Origin of the sequence: Pseudomonas sp. UBT, assembly GCF_050915955.1 — a bacterium.
Lineage (GTDB): Bacteria > Pseudomonadota > Gammaproteobacteria > Pseudomonadales > Pseudomonadaceae > Aquipseudomonas > Aquipseudomonas antarctica_A.
Map to the genome: position 1 here is coordinate 38,106 of NZ_CP168082.1, position 23,649 is coordinate 61,754.

At 60.2% G+C, this 23,649-nt stretch carries 26 protein-coding genes; 10 read left to right on the forward strand and 16 right to left on the reverse strand.

All coding sequences use genetic code 11. The features are described 5' to 3' along the window. The first annotated feature begins 92 nt into the window (after positions 1-92). From ACDZ94_RS27150 to tal, 4 genes are all read left to right on the forward strand, one after another. Positions 93-1,037, forward strand: a complete 945-nt coding sequence (locus tag ACDZ94_RS27150) for an aliphatic sulfonate ABC transporter substrate-binding protein (RefSeq protein ID WP_432751916.1) — start codon at positions 93-95, stop codon at positions 1,035-1,037. 148 nt (positions 1,038-1,185) lie between these two features. Next, complete coding sequence (locus ACDZ94_RS27155) at positions 1,186-1,398, forward strand: hypothetical protein (RefSeq protein WP_432751917.1); 213 nt, start codon at positions 1,186-1,188, stop codon at positions 1,396-1,398. Between the two features lie 65 nt (positions 1,399-1,463). Next, entirely contained in the window at positions 1,464-1,667 is a 204-nt protein-coding gene (locus ACDZ94_RS27160) for a YciI family protein (protein ID WP_432751918.1), read from the forward strand. Positions 1,668-1,746: 79 nt separating this feature from the next. Then, positions 1,747-2,670: a transaldolase gene (gene tal, locus ACDZ94_RS27165; protein WP_221294436.1), complete on the forward strand. Its 924-nt coding sequence runs from the start codon at positions 1,747-1,749 to the stop codon at positions 2,668-2,670. A gap of 63 nt (positions 2,671-2,733) precedes the next feature. On the opposite strand, the gene ACDZ94_RS27170 is transcribed toward tal, so the two are convergent. The 4 genes from ACDZ94_RS27170 to ACDZ94_RS27185 form a co-directional block, all read right to left on the reverse strand. Next, the gene (locus tag ACDZ94_RS27170) at positions 2,734-3,090 is read right to left on the reverse strand and encodes a lysozyme inhibitor LprI family protein (protein ID WP_064451857.1); all 357 of its coding nucleotides are present in this window, start codon (positions 3,088-3,090) and stop codon (positions 2,734-2,736) included. Between the two features lie 14 nt (positions 3,091-3,104). Then, positions 3,105-4,289 carry a sugar transporter gene (locus ACDZ94_RS27175; protein WP_064451856.1) on the reverse strand — a complete coding sequence of 395 codons (1,185 nt, stop codon included), beginning with the start codon at positions 4,287-4,289 and terminating at the stop codon, positions 3,105-3,107. Between the two features lie 112 nt (positions 4,290-4,401). Beyond that, a complete protein-coding gene (locus ACDZ94_RS27180) occupies positions 4,402-4,764 on the reverse strand; it encodes a hypothetical protein (RefSeq protein ID WP_064451855.1) in 363 nt (120 codons plus the stop codon). Positions 4,765-4,850: 86 nt separating this feature from the next. Then, positions 4,851-5,849, reverse strand: coding sequence for a bile acid:sodium symporter family protein (locus tag ACDZ94_RS27185; RefSeq protein ID WP_064451854.1), 999 nt, complete (start codon positions 5,847-5,849; stop codon positions 4,851-4,853). Between the two features lie 85 nt (positions 5,850-5,934). Between ACDZ94_RS27185 and ACDZ94_RS27190 the strand changes: the two genes are divergently transcribed. Continuing rightward, positions 5,935-6,723 (forward strand): AraC family transcriptional regulator, encoded by a 789-nt coding sequence (locus ACDZ94_RS27190; RefSeq protein WP_221294434.1) that lies wholly within the window; start codon positions 5,935-5,937, stop codon positions 6,721-6,723. Positions 6,724-6,865: 142 nt separating this feature from the next. Here the strand turns inward: ACDZ94_RS27190 and ACDZ94_RS27195 are convergent, their stop codons facing one another. After that, a complete protein-coding gene (locus tag ACDZ94_RS27195; RefSeq protein WP_221294433.1) occupies positions 6,866-7,879 on the reverse strand; it encodes an ABC transporter substrate-binding protein in 1,014 nt (337 codons plus the stop codon). A 149-nt stretch (positions 7,880-8,028) separates the two neighbouring features. On the opposite strand from ACDZ94_RS27195, the gene ACDZ94_RS27200 reads away from it, so the two are divergent. After that, entirely contained in the window at positions 8,029-8,925 is an 897-nt protein-coding gene (locus ACDZ94_RS27200) for a LysR family transcriptional regulator (protein WP_432751919.1), read from the forward strand. On the opposite strand, the gene ACDZ94_RS27205 is transcribed toward ACDZ94_RS27200, so the two are convergent. Beyond that, complete coding sequence (locus ACDZ94_RS27205) at positions 8,926-9,318, reverse strand: RidA family protein (RefSeq protein WP_064451850.1); 393 nt, start codon at positions 9,316-9,318, stop codon at positions 8,926-8,928. Positions 9,319-9,482: 164 nt separating this feature from the next. On the opposite strand from ACDZ94_RS27205, the gene ACDZ94_RS27210 reads away from it, so the two are divergent. Then, positions 9,483-9,914: a hypothetical protein gene (locus tag ACDZ94_RS27210; protein ID WP_064451849.1), complete on the forward strand. Its 432-nt coding sequence runs from the start codon at positions 9,483-9,485 to the stop codon at positions 9,912-9,914. A 245-nt stretch (positions 9,915-10,159) separates the two neighbouring features. On the opposite strand, the gene ACDZ94_RS27215 is transcribed toward ACDZ94_RS27210, so the two are convergent. The 6 genes from ACDZ94_RS27215 to ACDZ94_RS27240 are packed head-to-tail and all read right to left on the reverse strand — an operon-like array spanning position 10,160 to position 16,083. After that, positions 10,160-11,902: an ABC transporter substrate-binding protein gene (locus ACDZ94_RS27215; protein WP_064451848.1), complete on the reverse strand. Its 1,743-nt coding sequence runs from the start codon at positions 11,900-11,902 to the stop codon at positions 10,160-10,162. Between the two features lie 31 nt (positions 11,903-11,933). After that, the gene (locus ACDZ94_RS27220) at positions 11,934-12,206 is read right to left on the reverse strand and encodes a DUF2160 domain-containing protein (RefSeq protein WP_064451847.1); all 273 of its coding nucleotides are present in this window, start codon (positions 12,204-12,206) and stop codon (positions 11,934-11,936) included. An 11-nt stretch (positions 12,207-12,217) separates the two neighbouring features. Beyond that, entirely contained in the window at positions 12,218-13,018 is an 801-nt protein-coding gene (locus tag ACDZ94_RS27225; RefSeq protein WP_003174634.1) for a carbohydrate ABC transporter permease, read from the reverse strand. 10 nt (positions 13,019-13,028) lie between these two features. Beyond that, the gene (locus tag ACDZ94_RS27230) at positions 13,029-13,895 is read right to left on the reverse strand and encodes a carbohydrate ABC transporter permease (RefSeq protein WP_005789024.1); all 867 of its coding nucleotides are present in this window, start codon (positions 13,893-13,895) and stop codon (positions 13,029-13,031) included. Then, the gene (locus tag ACDZ94_RS27235; RefSeq protein ID WP_064451845.1) at positions 13,892-14,989 is read right to left on the reverse strand and encodes an ABC transporter ATP-binding protein; all 1,098 of its coding nucleotides are present in this window, start codon (positions 14,987-14,989) and stop codon (positions 13,892-13,894) included. The genes ACDZ94_RS27230 and ACDZ94_RS27235 overlap by 4 nt, the downstream gene beginning before the upstream one ends. Then, on the reverse strand, positions 14,989-16,083 hold the full coding sequence (locus ACDZ94_RS27240; protein ID WP_064451844.1) for an ABC transporter ATP-binding protein: 1,095 nt from the start codon (positions 16,081-16,083) through the stop codon (positions 14,989-14,991). Before ACDZ94_RS27240 ends, ACDZ94_RS27235 begins: the two co-directional genes overlap by 1 nt. Positions 16,084-16,360: 277 nt before the next feature. Here ACDZ94_RS27240 and ACDZ94_RS27245 point away from each other — a divergent pair, with 277 nt between their 5' ends. Further along, positions 16,361-18,193, forward strand: a complete 1,833-nt coding sequence (locus ACDZ94_RS27245; protein ID WP_432751920.1) for a sigma-54-dependent Fis family transcriptional regulator — start codon at positions 16,361-16,363, stop codon at positions 18,191-18,193. A 114-nt stretch (positions 18,194-18,307) separates the two neighbouring features. Here ACDZ94_RS27245 and ACDZ94_RS27250 read toward each other — a convergent pair whose 3' ends face one another. Further along, a complete protein-coding gene (locus tag ACDZ94_RS27250) occupies positions 18,308-20,425 on the reverse strand; it encodes a TonB-dependent receptor family protein (RefSeq protein ID WP_432751921.1) in 2,118 nt (705 codons plus the stop codon). A 259-nt stretch (positions 20,426-20,684) separates the two neighbouring features. Between ACDZ94_RS27250 and ACDZ94_RS27255 the strand changes: the two genes are divergently transcribed. Continuing rightward, the gene (locus ACDZ94_RS27255; protein WP_167353689.1) at positions 20,685-20,843 is read left to right on the forward strand and encodes a hypothetical protein; all 159 of its coding nucleotides are present in this window, start codon (positions 20,685-20,687) and stop codon (positions 20,841-20,843) included. Between the two features lie 5 nt (positions 20,844-20,848). After that, positions 20,849-21,475, forward strand: coding sequence for a helix-turn-helix domain-containing protein (locus ACDZ94_RS27260; RefSeq protein ID WP_432751922.1), 627 nt, complete (start codon positions 20,849-20,851; stop codon positions 21,473-21,475). 49 nt (positions 21,476-21,524) lie between these two features. Here the strand turns inward: ACDZ94_RS27260 and ACDZ94_RS27265 are convergent, their stop codons facing one another. From ACDZ94_RS27265 to ACDZ94_RS27275, 3 genes are all read right to left on the reverse strand, one after another. Beyond that, positions 21,525-22,025: a hypothetical protein gene (locus ACDZ94_RS27265; RefSeq protein ID WP_432751923.1), complete on the reverse strand. Its 501-nt coding sequence runs from the start codon at positions 22,023-22,025 to the stop codon at positions 21,525-21,527. A gap of 265 nt (positions 22,026-22,290) precedes the next feature. Next, complete coding sequence (locus tag ACDZ94_RS27270) at positions 22,291-22,581, reverse strand: hypothetical protein (protein WP_221294427.1); 291 nt, start codon at positions 22,579-22,581, stop codon at positions 22,291-22,293. Between the two features lie 131 nt (positions 22,582-22,712). Further along, positions 22,713-23,453: a hypothetical protein gene (locus ACDZ94_RS27275; RefSeq protein ID WP_064451839.1), complete on the reverse strand. Its 741-nt coding sequence runs from the start codon at positions 23,451-23,453 to the stop codon at positions 22,713-22,715. Positions 23,454-23,649: the final 196 nt, after the last annotated feature.

The following is a 23,649-nucleotide window of genomic DNA, read 5'->3' on the forward strand; positions in this document are numbered from 1 at the left end:
AAAAGCCCCCTAAGCTCAGATCGAAAGAGTATTTATCGAATGCTTTTTAGAACTTTAAGCTTGAAGATATTTCGCTGAAAATCGAGCGCGCCATGTCTATCCGTCGTCCCCTCGCCATTGTTATCGGGCTGCTGGCCTTTTCCGTCGCCGTGAGCGCCGAGGCTCAGGAAACCGTGCGCATCGGTTACCAGAAGTCTTCGACCCTGATCACCCTGCTGAAAACCCAAGGCACCCTGGAAAAAGCCCTCAAGGCCGACAATATCGACGTGAGCTGGCACGAGTTTCCCAGCGGCCTGCCGTTGCTCGAAGCACTGAATGTGGGCAACGTCGATATCAGCGCTGACGTGGCTGACACCGTGCCGATCTTCGCGCAGGCGGCCCAGGCCAAGCTCACCTACTTCGCCCAGGAAGCGCCCTCACCGTCAGCCCAGGCCATCGTGGTGCGCAAGGACTCGCCGATCCAGCAGTTGGCGGATCTGAAAGGCAAGAAAATCGCGGTAACCAAAGCGGCCGGCACCCACTACTTATTGATCGCCGCGCTGGCCAAGGCGGGCCTGGCCTTCTCGGATATCGAGCCGGCCTATCTGTCACCGGCCGATGGTCGCGCAGCGTTCGAGAACAACAAGGTCGACGCCTGGGTCACCTGGGAACCCTTCCTCACCAGCGTGCAACGCCAGCTACCGACGCGCACCCTGGCCGATGGCGCCGGGCTGGCCAGTTACAAGCGCTATTACCTGACCGGCACGCCTTACGCCAAGGCGCATCCCGAGGTGTTGAAGTTGGTGTATGAGCAGTTGGAAAACGCGGGTAAATGGGTAAAAACCAACCCGCAGGACGCGGCGAAAGTGCTGGGCCCGCTGTGGGGCAATCTGGATGTGGCCACGGTCGAAGCCGCCAATGCGCACCGCAGCTATGAGGTGCAGCCAGTAACTCTGGACTCGCTGGGTGAACAACAGAAGATTGCCGATGCGTTCTTCAAGGCGGGGCTGTTACCCCAGGCGGTGGATGCGCAGGCGGTGCAGACGTGGACGCCGTGAGGCCTGTCGTCACGCTTCATGCTTCGAGCGCGCCTTGATATAAAACCTATCGCCGTTTGTTCTGAGAACCTGTCAATTATCACAGTAGACGCTCCCTGCGATGCTTTTTAGTCTGACGTGGTCAACCCACCCTGCAAGGAGCGTGACCATGGGATTCGTCGAAGAGTACAAGGGTTATCGAATTGAAATGGGGCCAACGGGCGGTCATTACGACAGCTATAACAACCTGGTCGGTCAGGCCAACGCCTACAGCGTTCTCAAGCCGGATGGGAGCAGGAGCATGACCAAACCGACGTTAGCCGACGCGAGGCGTTACATTGATACCGAAACCTCGCCTCGTACCGACATGCGTGCCGGCTAAGCAAGTCTATTGAATGGGTAGGCAGCCTGTGGGCGTGAACGGCCAAAGAAGGGGAAAGGTTTCATTTGGCCAATGCGTTTGCCGGGCCGTTACTGGGCGCCGAGGGCGAACCGGTGAGTTCGCTGATGGTGGTGGACTTTGATGATCAAGCCCACGTGCAGAAGTGGCTCGCGACAGCGCCGTTTACTCGCAACGGCTTGTTCCACCAGGTAGACGTGCAGCTGTTCCAGCACCGTTGGCCGCAGAACTCCGGCTTTTCTGAGGCCTGACGGATGGGCGAGCGGGTAAACAAGCGGCTCGGGAAATGGTACAACGGGTGTCCCCTGCCGCCTCTGGAGACCGACGCCCATGACGTCCAAACTCGAACAACTCAAGCAATTCACCACCGTGGTCTGTGACACCGGCGACCTGGAAGCCATCAGCCGCCTGCGTCCGGTCGATGCCACCACCAACCCGTCGCTGCTGCTCAAGGCCGCCGCCATCCCGGAATACGCCGAGCTGCTGCGTAACGCGGTGAACCTGTCCAAAGGGGATGTAGGCCTGGCGTGTGACCACTTTGCGGTGTCGGTGGGCGCGGGCATTCTCAAAGTGATCCCGGGACGCATCTCCACCGAAGTCGACGCGCGTTTGTCCTTTGACGAAGACGCGCTATGGGCCAAGGCCAACCAATTGATCGCGCTGTACGACCAGGCCGGCATCGGCCGCGACCGCGTGCTGATCAAACTGGCCTCCACCTGGGAAGGCATCCGCACCGCCGAACGCCTGGAAAAAGCCGGCATCCAGACCAACCTCACGCTGCTGTTCTCGTTCGCCCAGGCCGTGGCCTGCGCCGATGCGGGCGTGTTTCTGATCTCGCCCTTCGTGGGCCGCATCTACGACTGGTACCGCAAAAATACCGGCCTGGACTACACCGGCGCCGAAGACCCGGGCGTGCAGTCCGTGACGCGCATTTATAACTACTACAAGGCCAACCAGATCAACACGGTGGTCATGGGCGCCAGCTTCCGCACCCTCAGCCAGATCGAACAGCTGGCCGGTTGCGATCGTCTGACCATCAGCCCGGACTTGCTGCAAAAACTTGCTGAGGATACCGACCCGCTGGCGCGCAAATTGGTGCCGGGCGCCGAGGGCGAAGCGCGTCAGCAGTTGACCGAAGCGCAGTTCCGCTGGGCGTCGAATGAAGATGCGATGGCGACTGAGAAGCTGGCGGAAGGGATTCGGCAGTTTGCGCGGGATCAGGAAAAACTCGAGGCCGTGCTGGCTGCCTTGTGATAATCCTGCCTATGGATCACAGGCTGTTTATCAAAAGCCGGAAGTAGAATGACGAAAAGGGTCTTAGAACGGCCCTTTCGTCATCACCTGCTCATCAATAAACCGGCGCAACATCCCGATCCGCTGCGTATAGGCATCACTCAAGCAACTCACCTGCGCGCCGCACGCACGACGCTGCTTGAGCCACGCGCCTTGCCCGTCCATTAACGAGCCCCGCGCGCCCATGGCCATGAAGTGTTTGTTCAAGTCGTAGAGCAACGCCATTGTCACGTCCTGGTCATTCAGGCCGACGTGCTTGCAGACAGCGATTTCGTCTGGCGCCCTGGCCTTGGCACAGTCGAAACTGGCGGCCGACGCTACGGGGCTGAGCAGCAGCCCGCAAACACCCGTAAGAACTGCAACAGCAAGGGTTTTGATCATCAGACGTTTGCTCCTCAGTGACGCACCACACCCTGCCCGAACCGATGAATCGCCAGGCAATACCCAATTAACGCCAGTGCCGCCAACAACCCGCCTGCCGCGCCGATCCAGGCGAAGCCGAAGTGGCTGCCAACCCAACTGCCCATCAGCGCGCCGCCGCCGATGCCGATGTTGTAGATGCCGGAAAACATGGCCATGGCCACGTCGGTGGCGTCCGGTGCCAGCACCAGCACCTTGGACTGCATGGCCAGGCCGAAACCCATGATCGCCATGCCCCAGACTATGCTCAGGCCGACGAGGTACGACTCGGCGCCGCTCAATGGCAGCATCAGCGCCAGGCACGCGGCGAGCAGGAACACTGCGCTGACCACGAACAGGTGCGGGTTGAAGCGGTGCACCAGGCTGAACAACAGCGAGCCGATGATGCCTGCACCGCCGAATACCAGCAGGATCAGGGTCACCGCGTTGCCGCTCATGCCGGCGACGCCTTCGACGAAGGGTTCGATGTAGCTGTAGGCGGTGAATTGCGCGGTGACAGTCATGGCGGTAAGCACATAGAGCGCCACCAGTGCAGGGCGTTTGAACAACAACGGCAGGCTGCGCAGCGAGCCGGAGTTCTGGCTTGGCAGCGGCGGCAAGGTGCGCGCCAGCCAGAACACCAGGGCGGCGGCGAACGCGGCAATCACCAGGAACGTGGTGCGCCAACCCATGGCTTCACCAAGCAGGCGACCCAGCGGAATGCCCAGGACCATCGCCAACGACGTGCCGGTGGCCAGCAGGCCAAGGGCTTGCACCTGTTTGCCTTGTGGCGCCAGCCGCACCGCCAGCGACGCGGTGATCGACCAGAACAACGCATGGGACAAGGCAATGCCGATGCGGCTGACCATCAGTAAGCCAAAACTGGTGGCGACACTGGAGAGAATGTGGCTGGCGATAAACAGGCCGAACAGCACGATCAGCAGCTTGCGCCGCTCAACGTTGCGCGTCAGCAGCATCACCGGCAGCGAGGTCAGCGACACGATCCAGGCATAGATGGTGAGCATCAGGCCGACGCTGGCGATGGGCATGTCGAAGCTGGCGCCGATGGCGCTGAGCAAGCCAACGGGCACGAATTCGGTGGTATTGAACACAAAGGCGGCCAACGCGAGGGCGATGACCGGTTGCCAATTGGCTTGGGGCGTTGCGGCTGAAAGGCTCATTGACGGGCGAGGTACTCTGGCGGTGATCAAACGGCCACGCAGAACAAGCGCCGCCGCCGAGCATTCTATAGGTTTCTCGGCCCTTTGTTGGCGCGGATCGTCGCCGTGGAGCTTATGGCGACGTCATGGTAATCACGTAGTTGCCCGACTGAATCGGTTTGCCGGCGTCGTCCACCAGTTGATAGCGCTGGTCGTAATAACGCCCGTTGCCGCTGTCCGACACCAGCTTCACATGGGCCGTATTGACGCTGGCCACCGGCGTCACATTGCGCACATCGAGGTGGCTGCCGCGATTGGACTGGGCACAGCCGGTCAGTTCCATCACTGCACCGCTGCGCGCATTTGTCGCACACCCCGGCTCGACGATGGCGCCTCTGAACTGAATGGTGCCTTGCCCCACTGTCTGCGCGGCACCACAGGCACCCGCCCATAGGCAAAACAGGCCGGTAAACACCGAAATACCTTTAACGTTCATGCCGACTCTCCTTATTGGGCTCTCAATAAGTAAGTCGTCTGGCCGGCCTTTAACTTGAGGTGATTCGGTCAAGGGTGTGATCTAGATCACGGATCCACCTGCCCCATCAGCTCAGGAATGCTTTCCGGCCGCCGGGCATAGCGCTGGGCCAGCGCCGCACACACCATCAACTGGATCTGGTGAAACAACATCAGCGGCAGAATCAACACGCCCATGGTTGCCCCGGCAAACAGCACCTGGGCCATCGGCACACCCGTCGCCAGGCTTTTCTTCGAGCCGCAGAACAGGATGGTGATGCGGTCTTCCTGGTTAAAGCCGAAGGCCTTGCCCAGCACGGTGGACGCGACCAGCACCAACGCCAGCAACACACAGCACGCCACCACCAGGCCGCCGAGTTCCCACAGTGGGATCTGGTGCCAAATGCCTTCGTTGACCGCTTCGCTGAACGCTCCGTACACCACCAGCAGGATCGAGCCTTGGTCGACGAATTTCAGCCAGGATTTATTGCGGCCGACCCACTCGCCAATCCAGCGCCGGGCGATTTGCCCGGCGACGAAGGGCAGCAACAGCTGCACGCTGATTTTCAGGATCGCGTCGACGGTGGAGCCCGCGTCACCGTGCACATTGAGCAACAGCGTCACCAACAACGGCGTAAGAAAAATGCCGAACAGGCTGGAGGCTGCCGCACTGCAAATCGCCGCCGGGATATTGCCGCGCGCCAAGGAGGTGAAGGCAATCGCCGATTGAACGGTGGCCGGCAGCGCACACAGGTAAAGCATGCCCATGTACAGGTCTTTGCCGATCAGCGGCGACAGTACCGGCTTGAGCGCCAGGCCCAGCAACGGGAACAGCACGAAGGTCAGGCTGAACACCAGCAGGTGCAGGCGCCAGTGGCCAGCACCGGCGACGATGGCCTGGCGCGACAGCTTGGCGCCGTGCAGGAAAAACAGCAGCGCGATGGCCAGGTTGGTCACCCAGCCGAAGGCCACGGCGGTTTGGCCACTGGCGGGCAGCAGTGACGCGAGGATCACCGTGCCGATCAGGGTCAGGGTGAAGTTGTCAGGTAGAAAACGTGGGCGGGTCATAAGCAATTCTTCCAGGGGTTGCCAAGAGCATCGTCGCGACTCTAACGTAACGGCTTGTTACCGACTAACGCCAATGAGCCAGTAAATGCCGCCTAAAGGACATGACAAAACGGTTCGACGCAGTGTGCCCGGGCTTTCCAGCCTGCCACGGCCGGTGTATGGGCGCACTGAATCACTGCCCAACCGGGCCCTGACGCGCCGGCACAGTCACCCGTGGGTGCAATTGTCCTACGCGATTTCCGGGGTGCTGGAGATCCAGACCAGCGTCGGCCGTTTCGTCGCACCGCCCCAGCGCGCGGTGTGGATTCCGGCAGGCATGCCGCACCGGGTGTTCAGTTCGCCGCACACGGAAATGCGCAGCCTGTACCTCGATTGCAGCGTCACCACTTGGGCGGCTGAGCGTTGCCAGGTGCTGGAGGTGAGCAGTTTGTTGCGCGAGTTGATTCGCAGCTTCAGCGAACTGCCGGTGGAATATGCCGAGAATGGGCCGGACGGGCGCCTGGCTCAAGTGGTGTTGGACCAACTTGCCGCCGCGCCGCAGGTGGACTTGATGCTGCCGTTGCCCCATGACTCGCGGCTGCGGCAGATTTATCGCAGCCTGAACCTGCACCCGGAGCAGCAAACGACGCTGGGGGCGTGGAGCCAGAAGCTGGGGGTCAGCGAAAAGACCCTCAGCCGGTTGTTCCTGAGTGACACCGGGTTGACCTTTCGCGCCTGGCGCCAGCGCTTGCGCCTGCTGAGCGCCCTGCCCGCCCTGGAACAAGGCGAGCGGGTCACGGATGTGGCGTTGGCGTGTGGGTATGAGTCGACGTCGGCGTTTATCAATGCGTTTCGCCAGCAGTTTGATGCGACACCGGGTGAATTCTTTCGCTGATTCTTAGACGACGAAAACCAAATGTGGGAGCTGGCTTGCCTGCGATGACGGAGTGTCAGCTGACATATTTTGGGCTGACCCACCGCTATCGCAGGAAAGCCAGCTCCCACAAGTTGTGCGTATTTCAAGTCAAGCAGGTGACTTAGCTGCCATTCCCGCCATGGGCCTCTTCAAAGAAGTAATCCTTCCAGCTCGCCGCCTTGTTCTTCAATACGCCCAGCGCCTGCAATTTCTCGGCATAGATAGAGGTACGCTGCGGCACGATGGTGAAGTCGATTTCCGGGTCCTGGACGATTTTCTCCACCAGGTCCAACGGCAACTTGGATTCTTCTACACGGATATACGTTTTGGCGGCGGCAGGCTTGTCGGCCTTGATGATCTGCTCGGCCTCGGCCAGGGCATCGTAGAACGCCTTGTAAGTCTTGGGGTTTTCGTCGTGGAATTTCTCGGTGGTGTAAAGCACGTTGAACGACGCCTGCCCGCCCAGAATGTCGTAGGAACTGAGCACCTTGTGCACGTTGGGGTTCAACAATTCCTGGTACTGGAACGGCGGGCTGGAAAAATGCGAATTGATCTCCGAACCGCCGGCAATCAACGCGGCCGTGGCGTCCGGGTGAGCCAGGCTGATGGAGATGTCGTCAAACTTCTTGTAGTTGGCATCGCCAAACTGCTTGGCGGTTTCAATCTGCAACGTGCGTGACTGGAAGCCCACGCCCGCCGCAGGTACGGCAATGCGGTCTTTCTCGGTGAAGTCCTGGAGGCTCTTCACGTTCGGGTTGTTGGTCAACAGGTAATTGGGCATCGAGCCCAGGGAGGCGATGGCCTTGACGTTCTGCTTGCCCTTGGTGCGGTCCCACAAGGTGAGCATCGGCGGTACACCGGCCGACACCACGTCCAGAGCGCCGGCCAGCAGCGATTCATTCATCGCGGTGGCGCCGGAAATGCTGTTCCACTCCACCTGGATATCCAGGCCCTGCGCCTTGCCGTGTTTTTCGATCAGGTGCTGGTCGCGCACCACATCAAGGATCAGGTAACCGATACCGAATTGTTGGGCGATGCTGATTTTGCCCTCGGCCTGGGCGCCAGGGCTGAGCAAGGTACTCGCGGCCGCCAGGGACGCGGCCAGCAGGGTCAAGGAGGAACGCTTGAAGGTCATGGGGAATTTGCCGCGTTTTCGAGAAGGTGATGAAGCCTAGCGGCGATTTTTAAGACTGGAAAAGAATATCGGGATCTATTCTTATGCAATAAATCCACAGCATCGAGCTGCTATATTGCGCCACTGCTTTCGCCGCCGTGAGTCGCCCCATGCTGCGCACCAACCTCAATGAAATGCTGATCTTCATGGCCGTGGTCGATGGCGCCAGCTTTGTCGCAGGCGGCCAGGCCATGGGGCTCACGCGCTCGGCGGCCGGCAAGGCGGTGATGCGCCTGGAAGACAGCCTGGGGGTGCGTCTGTTGAACCGCACCACCCGCACATTGAGCCTGACCGATGAGGGCCGCGCGCTTTACGACCAGGGTTTACAGATTCTTGCCGCTGTCGACACCGCGCAAAACAGCATCGGCCAGCCCAGTGGCACGCCACGCGGGTTATTGCGACTGACACTGCCCGACGCCTTTGGGCGGCGCGTCATCCTGCCGCTGCTCACTACCTACTTGAAAGCCTGGCCCGAGGTGCAAGTAGAAGCCAGCTTCACCGACCGCATGGCCGATATCGTCGAAGACGGCTTCGACCTGGCGATCCGCATTGGTGGCGAACATGCCGACCGCCAGTTGATATCTCGCGTAGTCGCACGCTATCGAGCGTTGCTTTGCGCATCGCCCACCTACCTCGCCGAACACGGCACACCCCGCGACACGGACGCCCTCGCCCACCACGACTGTTTATATTTCAGCAGCCGCACACGCAAACAAAGCTGGCGCTTTCGCGACGAACACGGCGAATGGCTCAAGGCCCCCGGCCGCAGCCGCCTGCGCCTGGACAGCGGCGAAGCATTGCGCGACGCCGCCGTGGCAGGCATGGGCATTGCCCTGCTGCCGGACTTCCTGATCGCCGACGACCTGGCCAACGGCCGTCTACTGCCGGTGCTGCCCGACCTCGACGCCGGCGACGTCGAAATCATGGCCATGTACCCGAGCAAGCGTTACCTGGAGCCTCGGGTTCGGCGCTTTATCGACCTGCTTGCCGAACAGCTGCCGGGCTGATCAATCGGCGTGGGCCACCGCCTTGATCTCGACGATCTGCGCATCCGACGCCAGGTAGTTCACCCCCACCAGCGTTGCCGCCGGGCGATGCGTGCCGATGTAGTCCTTCCACACGGCCACCACCGCCTCGAAATCGCGCTTGGCGTGCACCAGGAAAATATCCACGGCGGCGATGTTCGAACGACCGACACCGAACCCGGCCAACACGTGATCGAGGTTCTCCAAGGTCTTGCGGGTTTGCGCAGCGGCGTCGCCATCGACGAATTCGCCTTCCAGCGTGTGGGAAAACTGCCCGGCGATGAAAATCGTGCCGTTGACGCTATAGCCCTGGCTGACGCTGTGGCCCTCTTCCCATGCAACGCCGTGGTTATAGATAGAAGTCTGAGTGCTCATGTCGGTTTCCTGTGGGGTTGATTGGGGAAACTCTAACAAGGCCATTGGCGAATGGACGTCAACACTGAAGCGAGCACCGTTCGCGCAAAAAATCCCCATGGATGCTGCTCGGCTGGTATTGTGCCGCGCTTTGAAAGACTGCCGAACCTGCGAGGAAATGGACGTTGAACACTGACGATAAAATGACCGGGGACCTGTTCGAGGTGGATAAGCGCCTGTCACTCAAGCCCGTGGTGGACTTCAACACCTACCTGCGCAGCGCCTTCGGCGACGGCCCCTGCACTTGTGTGCGTTGCGCTGCGGCCAACGGCGATGAGACCGGCTATGCGTTCCAGCACACCTTCCACTTTGACGGCAAACCCACCCACCGCCGCTTCGCCTCAACGGCGGGCAGCGATGTGTTGATGGCACTGAAAAAAGCCTGGTTGTCGTACACCAAGACCGAGCTGCCGCTCAGTGGCGTATTGGTGCTGGACACGGTCAAGGAATTCGTCGAGCCGCAGTTGCACAAGCGCCTGGCGCCGCTGTTTCTGGCCAGTGAACTGGTCAAGGATGTGGACGGGGAGTTACGCATCCAACCGCAGGCGAGCGCGTAACTTAACGTTTCCGCGCCCCTGGTAAAGCGGGCACTCGTTGTGGCGAGCGGGCTCGCCCTAATGCCGTTCAGTTAAGCGAACGCAATGCTAAAAGCAGCGAAGATCAAATGTGGGATCTGCGCTTAACTGAACGGAATTGGGGCTTGCCCCGCGTTGGGCAGCGCAGCGGCCCAACAAACGGGTCTGCTGCGCAGTCCAACGGGAACAAGCGCCCTCGCCACAGGTACAGCGTTGTCGCCTATCAGTTACTGACGCGCCGCCTCCCACTGTTTGAGCAAGTCGTTGTAACTCACGGTTTCCCCTTTCGGTTTCTCGTTGGCCAGTTTCGGCTTCGGCGCGCCCGGCTGGTCGAACCAGTATTGGGCATCACGCTCGGGGTTCATTTTCGGGCCACACACCGGCTGCACCTTGGAGCGTTCCAGGCGCGTCATGATCGCGTCCTGCTCCTTGGCCAGGTTGTCCAGCGCCTGTTGCGGGGTTTTCTCGCCGCTGGCGGCGGCCGCGATGTTGCTCCACCACAGTTGCGCCAGGCGTGGGTAGTCCGGCACGTTGGTGCCGGTCGGGGTCCACTCCACCCGGGCCGGGCTGCGGTAGAACTCCACCAAACCACCGAGTTTCGGCGCCAGGTCGGTCATCGCCTGAGAGTTGATGTCGGACTCACGAATCGGCGTCAGGCCGACGATGGTTTTCTTCAGCGAGACGGTTTTTGAGGTGACGAACTGCGCGTAGAGCCAGGCCGCGAGTTTTTGCTTCTCAGGTGTCGACTTGAGGAAGGTCCAGGAGCCCACGTCCTGATAGCCCTTCTTCATGCCCTTTTCCCAATAAGGCCCGACTGGCGAGGGGGCCATGCGCCATTTCGGCGTACCGTCGGCGTTCACCACCGGCAAACCCGGCTTGGTCATGTCGGCGGTGAAGGCGGTGTACCAGAAAATTTGTTGGGCGATGTTGCCTTGGGACGGCACCGGGCCGGATTCGGAGAAGGTCATGCCCGCCGCTTCCGGTGGTGCGTAGGCTTTCATCCAGTCCACGTATTTTTGCGTGGCGAACACCGCCGCCGGGCCGTTGGTGTCGCCGCCGCGCGTTACGCTGGAGCCCACCGGGTGGCAGTCCTCCACGCGAATGCCCCACTCGTCCACCGGCAAACCGTTGGGCAGGCCTTTGTCGCCGCCACCGGCCATGGAGAACCAGGCATCGGTGAAGCGCCAGCCCAGGGACGGGTCTTTCTTGCCGTAGTCCATGTGCCCATAGATACGCTTGCCGTCGATTTCCTTGACGTCCTCGCTGAAAAATTTGGCGATGTCTTCATAGGCCGACCAGTTCACCGGCACGCCGAGGTCGTAACCGTATTTTTCCTTGAACTTGGCTTTCAGCTCCGGGCGCTCGAACCAGTCAGCGCGGAACCAATAGAGGTTGGCAAATTGCTGGTCGGGCAATTGATAGATCTTGCCGTCCGGCGCCGTGGTGAAGGAGAGGCCAATAAAGTCCTTGATATCCAGGGTCGGTGAGGTGAAGTCCTTGCCTTCATTGGCCATCAGGTCGGTGATGGATTCAGTTTTGCCATAGCGAAAGTGCGTACCGATCAAGTCGGAATCGTTGACCCAGCCGTCATAGATATTCTTGTCGGACTGCATCTGGGTTTGCAGCTTCTCCACCACGTCGCCTTCCTGCAGCAGGTCGTGGGTCAGCTTGATGCCGGTGATTTCGCTGAAGGCCTTGGCCAGCACCTTGGATTCGTACTCGTGGGTGGTGAGGGTTTCCGACACCACGTTGATCTTCATCCCACGGAACGGTTCCGACGCCTTGATAAACCACTTCAACTCTTCGAGCTGCTGATCGGCCGTCAGCGTGGACGGTTTGAATTCGCTGCCGATCCATTTTTTCGCGGCATCTTCATACGCATCGGCCCAGGCCGTAGCGCTCAAACCGCTGAGGGCCAGTACGGCGGCCAATGAAATGCTATGTCGCAGCTTATTGTTTTTATTCAACATAGAGACCTCCTGGTAGTTTATTCACGGAGCACTAGCCCCAACGCATCACACACAACAGCCACACCAGGGACAGCGCGGTCGCCACCCAGATGCTCCAGCCGGTTACGCCGATCACCAGCAGATGCAGGTAGGCGCTGCCGAGAAGACCGATAAACAAGCGATCACCACGGGTGGTGCTGATCGGCAACAAACCGCGCCGCGGGATACTCGGCGAGCGCAGTTCCCAGGTGGTCATGCCCACCAGCAACAGGCCAATCGCCGCAAAGAACAACGCGGTGGGGGTGGTCCAGGCCATCCATTCCATCATCGACTCCTTTAGACCCGGCCCAGGGCAAAGCCCTTGGCCACGTGGTTGCGAACAAACCAGATCACCAGCATGCCGGGCAGGATGGTCAACACCCCCGCCGCCGCCAGCACGCCCCAATCGATACCCGATGCCGACACCGTACGGGTCATCACCGCGGCGATAGGCTTGGCGTTAACCGAGGTCAGGGTGCGCGCCAGCAGCAGTTCGACCCAGGAAAACATGAAGCAGAAAAACGCGGTGACGCCAATGCCGGAACCGATCAGCGGGATAAAAATCTTCACGAAAAACTTGGGAAAGCTGTAGCCGTCGATGTAGGCGGTTTCGTCGATTTCCTTAGGCACGCCGGACATAAAGCCTTCAAGAATCCACACCGCCAACGGCACGTTGAACAAGCAATGCGCCAACGCCACCGCGATATGCGTATCGAACAGGCCGATAGACGAATACAGCTGGAAAAACGGCAGCAAGAACACCGCCGGAGGCGCCATGCGGTTGGTCAACAGCCAGAAAAACAAGTGTTTGTCGCCCAGAAAGCGATAGCGCGAAAACGCATAGGCCGCCGGCAGCGCCACACTCAGAGAAATCACCGTGTTCAAGCTCACGTAATACAGTGAGTTGAGGTAGCCGGTGTACCAGCTCGGGTCAGTGAAGATCACCTTGTAGTTGGCCAGGGTGAAGTCCTGCGGAAACAGCGTCAGCCCGCCGAGGATTTCGGTGTTGCTCTTGAAAGACATGTTCAGCAGCCAGTAGATCGGCACCAGCAGGAACAGGATGTAGATCAGCAACGGTATGACCTTGCGCTTGCTCATGTTGGCGGCCTCAGCGGTTGGCGTCGGAATGGGTCATGGCGGTGTAGAACAGCCAGGACACCAACAGGATGATCAGGAAGTACACCAGGGAAAACGCCGCCGCCGGGCCCAGGTCGAATTGGCCTACGGCCATCTGGGTGAGGGTCTGACTTAAGAACGTGGTGGCATTACCCGGCCCGCCGCCGGTGAGCACAAAAGGCTCGGTATAGATCATGAAGCTGTCCATGAAGCGCAACATCACCGCGATCAGCAGCACGCTTTTCATCTTGGGCAACTGAATATGTCGGAACACCGCCCAGGCGGATGCACGATCAATCCGCGCGGCCTGGTAGTACACATCCGGAATCGCCCGTAGCCCCGAGTAACACAGCAGCGCCACCAGAGAAGTCCAGTGCCACACATCCATCACCAGCACAGTGACCCAGGCGTCCATGGTGTTGGCGGCATAGTTGTAGCTGATGCCCATGGCGTTGAGGGTTGAACCGAGCAAACCGATATCCGCGCGGCCGAAGATCTGCCAGATGGTGCCCACCACGTTCCACGGAATCAGCAGCGGAATTGCCAGAATGATCAGCACCAGCGATGACCAGCGGCCCTTGGTGGGCATGGTCAGGGCGATGGCGATACCCAGCGGAATTTCGATCAGCAGCACGCAGGCCGAATAGATGAACTGGCGCAGCAACGAGTCGTGCAGGCGCGGGTCGAGCAGCACCTGTTTGTACCAGTCGGCACCGACAAAGTAGCGGCTGGACTGGTCAAAAATGTCCTGCACCGAGTAGTTGACCACCGTCATCATCGGGATCACCGCACTGAACGCCACCAGCAGGAACACCGGCAACACCAGCCACCAGGCCTTGTTGTTCTGCACCTTGTTCATGGCAGCACCTCCAGCAGGTAATCGTCGGCATACACCATCAACCACTGCGTGGGGAAGCTGATCGAGGCTTTGCCTTCCGGCACCGGTTTGTCTTCGGCCAGCCGCACTTTCAACGGCGCGCCGTCGAGGTTGAGGGTGATGATTTTGTAGGTGCCCAGGTCTTCCACATGGATGACGTCGGCCTGCAGGGCGTCGGGGTTGTACTCGTCCCACACGTGAATAAATTCCGGGCGGATGCCGACCTGCAATTTTTTGCAGTCGGTCTCACGGATACGTTGCTGCAATGCCGCGGATAAAGGCAGCAGCGTACCGGCAAAACGCACCCCACCGGCTTCGGCCTGCACTTCGATCAGATTCATCCCAGGGCTGCCGATGAAATAGCCGACAAAAGTGTGGCTTGGCCGCTCGAACAACTCGCGCGGCGTGCCGAACTGCACGATCTGCCCGCCGTACATCACCGCGATCTTGTCGGCAAAGGTCGAGGCTTCGAGCTGGTCGTGGGTCACGTAGACCATGGTGATATTGAACTGCTCGTGGATCTGCTTGAGCTTGCGCCGCAGCTTCCATTTGAGGTGCGGGTCGATCACCGTCAGCGGTTCATCGAACAGGATCGCCGACACGTCGTCGCGCACCAGGCCACGGCCCATGGAGACTTTTTGTTTTTCATCGGCGGTGAGGTTGCGCGCCTTTTTGCTCAGCAGGTTTTGCAGGTCGAGGACTTCAGCAATTTCCTGCACCTTGCTGTGAACTTTCGCTTCGGCCATGCCTTGGTTACGCAGCGGAAAGGCGAGGTTGTCGAACACGGTCATGGTGTCGTACACCACCGGGAACTGGAACACCTGGGCGATGTTGCGTTTTTCCGGGGTAAGTTCGTTGACTACTGTGTGGTCGAACAGCACCTGGCCTTCCGAGGGGCTGAGCAGGCCCGAGATGATATTGAGCAGGGTCGACTTGCCGCAGCCAGACGGGCCAAGCAAGGCGTAGGCACCGCCCTGCTCCCACACGTGGTTCATTTCCCGAATGGCGTAGTCCTCAGGACCGCTGGGTGTAGGGCTGTAGCTGTGGGCGAGGTTCTGCAAATGAATCTCGGCCATCAGGCAACCCTCGCGACACGGCGCCCGGGTGCCTGGACCAAACGGCCCTGACCATCGAACACAAACAGTTTATGGGTGGGGATATACACGCGGATCGGTGCGTCGACGTCGTACTCATGCACCCCCGGCAGGTGCAGCACCAGCAGGAAGTGTTCGCTGCGCACATGCAGGAAGGTTTCCGAGCCGCTGATCTCCGCGACCTCCACGGTCACCGCCAGCTCCAGGTCATCGTCGTTGCTCGGCACAAGGCTGATATGGCTGGGGCGCACGCCAAAGCGGAACTCGCCTTCGCCGATGGGGCGCAGGTCGACGTTCAGCGGGAAGTGCACGACATCGGCGAAGCTCACTTCATTGCCGCTGATACGCCCGGGCATCAGGTTGATCGGCGGTTCGGAAAACAGCTCGGCCGCCAGCACGGTCTGCGGCTGGTGATACACCTCGGCGGCCTTGCCGCTTTGGATCACCCGGCCTTCGTGGAGGATGGTGGTGGTGCCGCCCAGGGCCAGCGCCTCGTTGGGCTCGGTGGTGGCATAGATCGCGATGGTGTGGCGGGCCTTGAACAGTTCGCGCATTTCCTGACGCAGTTCTTCACGCAGCTTGTAGTCCAGGTTCACCAGCGGCTCATCGAACAGGATCAACTCGGCATCTTTCACCAACGCGCGGGCCATGGCCGTGCGCTGCTGCTGGCCACCGGACAGTTCGAGTGGGTGGCGCTGGAGGAATTTCTCGATGCGCAGCATCTTCGCGGTTTCCAGCACTTTGCTCTGGATCAGCTCGTTGGACACACCGGCCTGGCGCAACGGCGAGGCGATGTTTTCGAACACGGTCATGGTCGGGTAATTGATGAACTGCTGGTAGACCATCGACACGTTGCGCAGGCGCACCGGCTTTTGCGTGACATCCACGCCATTCATCAGGATGCGCCCGCTGTCGGGCTTGTCCAGGCCAGCCATCAGGCGCATCAGGCTGGTCTTGCCGGACAGGGTACGGCCGAGCAATACGTTGAAGGAACCGGCTTCAAAACGCAGGTTGGCGTCGTCGATCCAGGTTTGGCCTTCGACGACGCGGGAGACATGTTCCAGGGTCAATGACATGACACGCCCTTTTTATTATTGGAATGAATCTGGCAACGATGCAGAGCGAGTTTCGTGCCAGAAGCGGCAGGTGGTTGATCTGCAAGGAAATGGGCGCAATACGCTGTTCAGGCGTGAACACAACTGAACAACCGAGGCTGAACAACTGAACAGGCGCGAGGTTGACAATGAACAGTTCTGAACAACAATTGATCGGCGACACAGATCTAAATTTTTGAACCTGTTCCTCCAGGTAGCGTTTGCAAGACTCCATAACAATAAAAAGAAGGTCGCCCTCATGGCCGAACCCCTGGCTCACGACACCCTTATCCAGGATTCCTGGCGCCGTTGCCGCGCATTTGGCCTGGACCACCAGAGCACACCGAGCTTCGACCAACTGCCTGCCGAAGGCATCAGCCAATTGCTGGAAAGCCAGCATTCCCTGGTGCAAACCACCCATCAGGAAGTGCTGCCCTACTACGAAAACATCCTGAGCAATTCCAACTGCCTGATCATGCTGGCCGACAACGAGGGCCAGGTCCTGACGTCGTGGGGCACCCAGCGGTTTATCGAGCCGAAACTGGCGCGGGGGTTCAATGCCGGCGCCAGTTGGCGGGAGCGCTCCAGCGGCACCAATGCCATCGGCACTGCGCTGGCGTGTGCCCAGGCGGTGCATATCGAGCACGACGAACACTTCCTTAAAGCCAACCGTTTCATGACCGGCTCGGCGGCGCCGATCTTCGATGCCCAGCGCGAAATCATTGCGGTGCTGGATGTGTCCAGCGACAGCTACCTGCCGCCCTCCCACACCCTGGGCATGGTCAAGATGATGAGCCAGACCGTGGAAAACCGGCTGATCCTCAACCTGTTTCGCGGCGAGCATTTTCAACTGACCTTCAACACCGGCCTGAACAACCTCGACAGCCAATGGGCGGGCCTGCTGATCTTTGATGAAAGCGGCCAGGTGCTGTCGGCCAACCGCCGCGCCGATAACTTGCTGGGCATCAGTTTGTCGCGGGTGCTGATCGACAGTTTGTTCAAGGTGTCGTTGCTGGAATTGCTCAATCAGCCGGAGGGGCTGCCCTTCTCCCTGCAGGCGGCCGGGCGCAACCGGTTCCAGTGTTTATTGAAGCGGCCAAGGAAAATGCCGGTGCAGGCGCGCGTCTTCAGTGAACCCAAGCCCAGCGCTCCACCCCCGGCGACGCCGGCCCCGATCAGTCTCAAGACCCTGCACTTTGGCGACACCCGTGTTGAAAAAGCCGTGCGCCAGGCCGAGCGGTTACTGGAAAAGGACATTCCACTGCTGATCCACGGCGAGACCGGCGTGGGCAAAGAGGTCTTCGTCAAAGCCCTGCACCAGGCCAGTTCGCGCAGCCGGCAGGCGTTTATCGCCGTGAACTGTGCGGCGATTCCGGCCGAGCTGGTGGAATCGGAGCTGTTCGGCTACGAAAAAGGCGCCTTCACCGGCGCCAACCAAAAAGGCAGCATCGGCCTGATCCGCAAAGCCGATAAAGGCACCCTGTTTCTCGACGAAATTGGCGATATGCCGCTGCCGACCCAAGCCCGCTTGCTGCGCGTATTACAGGAACGCTGCGTACAACCGGTGGGCAGCAGCGAGCTGTTCCCGGTGGACTTGCGGATCATTTCCGCCACTAACCGTGCGCTGCGCGAATGGGTGCAGGCCGGGCGCTTTCGTGAGGATCTGTTTTACCGCATCGGCGGCCTGACCCTGGAATTACCGCCATTGCGCGAGCGCACCGACAAACAGGCGCTGTTCCAGCAGTTGTGGCAGCAACACCGCGAACCGACCCAGTGGGCCGGGCTGAGTGCCGAGGTGCTGGCACTGTTTGAGCAGCACCCGTGGCCGGGGAATTTGCGTCAGGTCAGCAGTGTGTTGCAGGTGGCGCTGGCGATGGCCGAGGAACAGCCGGTGCGCCCGGAGCATCTGCCGGATGATTTTTTTGTTGATCTGAAAGGGCCGACGCCGTTGCCCACCCATGAGTTTCTGGATGACAACACCGACCTGACACAACGCCTGAAGGCGGCGGGCGGGAATATTTCCCACCTCGCGCGGGAACTGGGGGTCAGTCGCAATACGCTGTACAAGCGCTTGCGGCAGAACGAAGCCTGATCGACAGCGGTTTGACCACCACCCGCCAATCGGTGAAAGGCTCCACCTCGACCGGCAAGTTATCCGCCAATGCCACAATTACCGCCAGCCGGGCAGCGCTCGCCACAACGGTGCTTAACGCCAGCTCCATGACACGCCGGTGTAAATGCCCCGACCGTCGGCCGGCGTGGATCGCGCAACATCCATCCCCTTGTCGTCGTAACCCGGTGTGACGGTGTTGGCATAGCGCCGGTTAGTGAGGTTGCGCAGGTCGACCCAGGCCTGCCAGTCCTGTTTCGGTGCGTCGTAGCCGAACGTGGCGCCGAGTGTGGTGTAGGCCGCAGCAAAGTAGGAATTGGCGTAGTCCACCGCCACCCGCGATGCATGCTCGGTGTTGAGGCTGGTGTAGAAACCGGTCGGATGGCTGTAGCGCAGTTGCGCCTGGTAGTAATGTTTGGGGATGCCCGGCAAGGTGTTGTCGCCGAAACGGTCATCGTTGCGGTAGTGGAAGTCGCTGAAGGTGTAGGCCTGGCGCAGGGCAAGCTGGCCGTTGCGACCACCGTCCCACAGTGGGCTGAGCAGGCCCAGTTCCACGCCTTGATGCACGGTCGGGCTGGCGTTGGACTCGGCAACAATCGCACTGCTGTTGGCGGTTTGGGCCTGGGTTTCGACCGTGAGCAATTCGTGGCGCACTTCGGAGCGGTACAGCGCCAGGTCCCACTGGCCGAACCACTGCTCACCCCGCCCGCCGACCTCCAGGGTGGTAGCGGTCTGATTGCGCAAACTCACGCCTTCGCGTTGCAAACCGGTGGCCGGGCCGCTGCCGTTGGGAAAGTATTTGTTGGAACCCCAGATCATCGACCACGCATGCGGCGGCTCGACCGAGCGGCTCAGGTTGCCGTACACCTGCAATTGCGGGGTGAAGTCATACCGCAGGCCAATGCGTGGCGCGTAGTCCCAATCATGTTGACTGAGCGGCGCCTGGCCTTCGGGATAGGTGACCTGGGTTTCGCGGCGCGTGTAGATCGCGGCCAGGCCAGTGGTCAGCCACAGGTCCGGGACCAATTCCAGTTCGTTGCCGACATGCAGCACGCTGTCGGAGCCCAAATAGCTGTAGTCGCGAGTCTTGGTGCCGGGGGCATAGGGCGCGGTGTTACCGGCTGGGGTACGCACGTATTCAGAGGCGCCGTTGTTCGGCATCGCCTGGGTGGTGCGCAGGCCAATCGTGGTGTTGCTGTCGTGGCCGAACAGACTGTCCTGGCGGAGGTAGTTGAGGGTGCCGCTGACGTCGGTGTAGGCGACTTTCAGGCGGTTGGTGCCCTCGCGCAGGTCCATCGGGTAGTCGTGATAGGCCAGCCCGACTTCGACGCGCGAATGATCGTCCAGCTGCAAGGTGGTCTTGTTGGCGATCCAGGTCGAGCCGGGCTGCAGGCGTTTGGAGTCGCGGGCGGCATTCAGGCTGTTGGCGGCGCTCGGGTCGTGACGGATCTGGTAGCGCGTCAGTTTGCCGGGTGAGTCGTTGGTGGTTTCGCGGTAGCGAAAATAGAAACGCGTCTCCAGGTCCGGGTTGAAACGGTAACCGAAGTTGGCCGCGACGCCCTTGCCGGTGCCGGCGCTCTGGTGCTGGTAGCCGTCGGATTCGGAGTCGGTGAGGCTGATGTAGTTGTCGGCGTCCCCCAGCACCTGGCCGGAACTGATCTCGCGCTGGGCATAGCCGCGGCTGCCTGCTTCATAACGTACTTGCAGCTTGGGCGCGTCATAGCCGGTATGGGTGATGTAGTTGACCGAGCCACCCAGGGCCAGCGCGCCCTGATCAAAGCCGTTGGCGCCACGCTGCACCTCGACGCGGCTTTGCCACAGTGGGTCCTTGAGCTCGTAGGGTGTGCCGCCCGGGCCGGTCAGCGGCAAACCGTCGAACATTTCATACAGCCCGGAGGCATGGGCGCCGGGGCTGCGGTTCAATCCGGAACCGCGGATAGAGAGCTTGACCCCTTCATTGTTCGCCGCCTTGGCGTAAACCCCGGGCTGGTACTTGAACACATCTTCGTTAGTGCTCACCCGGCCCTGTTGCACGCTGCTCATGTCGATGTAGTTGGTGCCACCGGGCACGCTTTTCAGCTGCGCCTGGGCCACTTCGCCCGCGCTGGCTTCGCTGCTGGTGACTTCGACGGGCGCCAGTTGCAGTGTCTCGGCGTGCGCCAGTGAACTGAGGGTCAAGGCGGCGAAAAGGAGCGGAGGTTGGCGCAACAGCATGGTCAGGTCCTTGGAATTCAGGGGCGTGACAGGCAGGGGGCATATTGCTGCCCATCACGCGAACAGTGATGGGAAGCCAGGCACGCTCACCAGGTCACGCCTTATTGACGGACCAGACCCTTCCCACAACCGCGTCAGACCGGGTTTGCTTTTTAAGTCCAAAATCGAATTAACACATGCGAACTCAGTATTTAACGAAATAACAGCCACGCATTATTGTTGAACCCCTGAGTCACCCACGACCCACGAGATCGCCCCCATGCCAACATCCGCCACCGTCATCGACTTCACCCTCCACCGTAAACGCCGCCAGGCGCGCGCAGCGGCCGAGTTGATGTGGGCGATCTACGCAGCGCGTGCAGGGCTTGCGGTGGTTGCCGCACAGGCGGCGACGCCCAGCGATACTCGCCGGGCGTAAAACCGATGAATTTTCTGCAGGTGCTGGCCGAACCCTCCGAACCGCTTCCAAAGCCTGGCCTGGATGACGACGACACCAGCCTGTGTGTGGCGCAGAACCTGCAACGGCTGCGCAGCAAACGCTACCTTTCCCTGGACGGCCTCGCACGCGCCTGCGGCGTCAGCCGGGCGATGCTGGCGCAGATCGAGTCCGGCCGCAGCGTGCCGTCGATCAAGGTGCTGTGCAAAATCGCCAAGGGTTTGAAGGTGTCGGTGGCGGCGTTCCTGGAAGATCGCGCCTTTGAAGGCGTCGAGGTGTTGCCGGCGCAACACAGCAAACGCCTGGTGAGTGCCGACGGTGCGTTTGTCAGCCGCGCGTTGTTTCCCTACGACACGGCGCGCCAGTCCGAATTCTACGAGATCCGCCTGCGCGCCCTCGGCGAGGAAGTCTCCGAAGGCCACGGCCCCGGCATCCAGGAAAACCTGGTCGTGGCCCAAGGCGTATTGGAAGTCAGCGTCAACGACGAGCGCTACCTGCTCTCCACCGGCGACTCGATCCTGTTCTATGCCGACCAGCCCCACCGCTACCGCAACCCTGCGGACAGCGAGGCGGTGGCGTTCCTGGTGATCACCTACCCGGAACGGCTGGACTGAATGCAAAACGCCCCGATTAATCGGGGCGTTTTTTATTCTGCGGGATCTATCAGCAGGTGCAGCACATCATCGGCATGCCGTTGCAGCTCATCATCATCGGCATGGCGCAGTCGTTCATCAGCTTGTTCATCAGCATGCAGCAGTTTTCCATCATGGCCATGCTCATGCCCGGCATCGGCATCATTTTGCACTGCATGCTGTCGCCCATCAGGGTGCATTCCATCATGCACTTCATCATCGGCATCGACATGCCCATTGCCATCATCGGCATGTTCATGTCCGTCATCATCTTCATGGCCTCGGCCGACATGCACATCATCGACATATTGGCGCACTGCATCATCATCGGCATGCCGCAGTTCATCATCATCGCCATCATCTCGGCGTTGGTCTTGAACTGAGCCATGTCCATACCGGCCGCCGGCTTCAGGGTGCACATCATGGCGTCGCCAGCCATTTCGCACTGCAGGGTAGTCATCATCATCGGCATGCCCATCATCGGCATCATTGGCATGGAGGTGTTCATCGGCATCTGCATTGCGTTCATCATGTTCGAAACTCCGTAATCGACAGGAAAGGGCTAAGTTCTGGCGCCGATTCTAGAGACGCCCGGCGCAGGCGCAAGACGACGGCAGAGCAGCAGGAATGGCTGTTCGGCAGCACGCTTGGTTGGTCAACACAGCTGTGCGCACCGCGATAACAGACAAACGGATGCATCAACGTATGTAGCCACCGCTACAACCGCATAAACGCCGCAGTGGATATTCGATTCAGGCCTTGAGACCAATCTTAAGGAAATAAACGATCTAACCCGCTCAAGAAATCAGGCCCTTGGCCTCGTGTGTGAGAGGTTCCAGCGCCTGCATGAAGTCATCCGCCTCCGTCCCCGGCGGGAACCTGAACCCATACATCTCATCGCAAGCCAAAATGCGCGCGAGGGTGTCGCGCAGCTGCAACTCGCTCGGCGCGTTACGCAGCAGTTTCTGTGCAGGCAATAACAACTCAGCGCGAACACCTTGGGCGCTCGCGACGTCGATGACCGCAAAGAGGATAAATCGCAGGCGAACTTCGCGATCAGTAGACCAAACCGTTTTTCGCTTACCCAAGGTAGGCACTCATCGTCAAGAAAAGTCCGAGGCTATTGCCGACCCAGGGTGTGTTTCAAGCGCAGGGGCCTAACATAGGCCGTTTCCTACATGGGAAAGGGAAACACCGCACTGCCTGATCCAGCCACGCGTCACTGCACCGGCAGGAAGTTCATCAGCAGCAGGCTCTGCGCGTAATTGAGCGCGACACGTCGGTAACGCTCATCGAGCATCTGGGCGAGCAGGTCCAGACGCGCCACCACCTTGCCAAACTCAACGGCAAAACTGAGGTTGCTGCCCTCCTCTGATAGTTCATTGGAAAACAGCAGCAAGACGCCGTTGGCATCCTGACGCTGGCTGAGCAGCCAGGTGGCTTTCTCGATATTGCGCGCGGCGTTGCTGACAAATTGCGGGTTGATCGAGTCAGTCATATAAAACTGGGTGCGACCGCCGTGAGCCGTCACCAGCATGCTGCCGATCGCATAGATGAACGCCCCGACGCGATCGCCGCGAAATTCCGGGCCCAATGAATAGCTCAAAGCGGCCAGGTCATGGCGGTCCCCCAAGGCAGGCAGTGACTGACGGCTCTCGATGGCCTGGCGGATTGCCCGCGCAGCAGTCACCGCGTCCGGGTAGCCCGATTGACGCCACTGGTTGGGGTTGCGCAGGTAGAGCTTGTTCATCAGCAGATACAGGCTTTGCAGGTTGTCACGCATGCTCAGGGTTGCCATGCGATCGACACTGGTTTGAAAGAATTCATCGGGTTTGCCATCGCTGAACTGCCTGGCGATATCGCGCCCCTGTTGCTGGCTGCAACCGGTCGAACTGAATATAAACACCGCTGCAAACAGCAGCGGCCATCGGCTGATAAAAGCTATAAACGTTGGATCCATCGGCACCGGGTCTGGCTGCTGTCCACGCGCTGAATGAGCGTGGTCGTGACAGGAATAGATCAGGAGAATGAAAAAAAGTGCGGCACGCAGGCTTGGATCAGCAAAGGCCTACAGGCTGGGGGAACGTCATTAAGCGTGCAATCCTCTTGAATACTTGCCTGATCCTGCGAGTTATCGATAACGGGATAGATAGGCC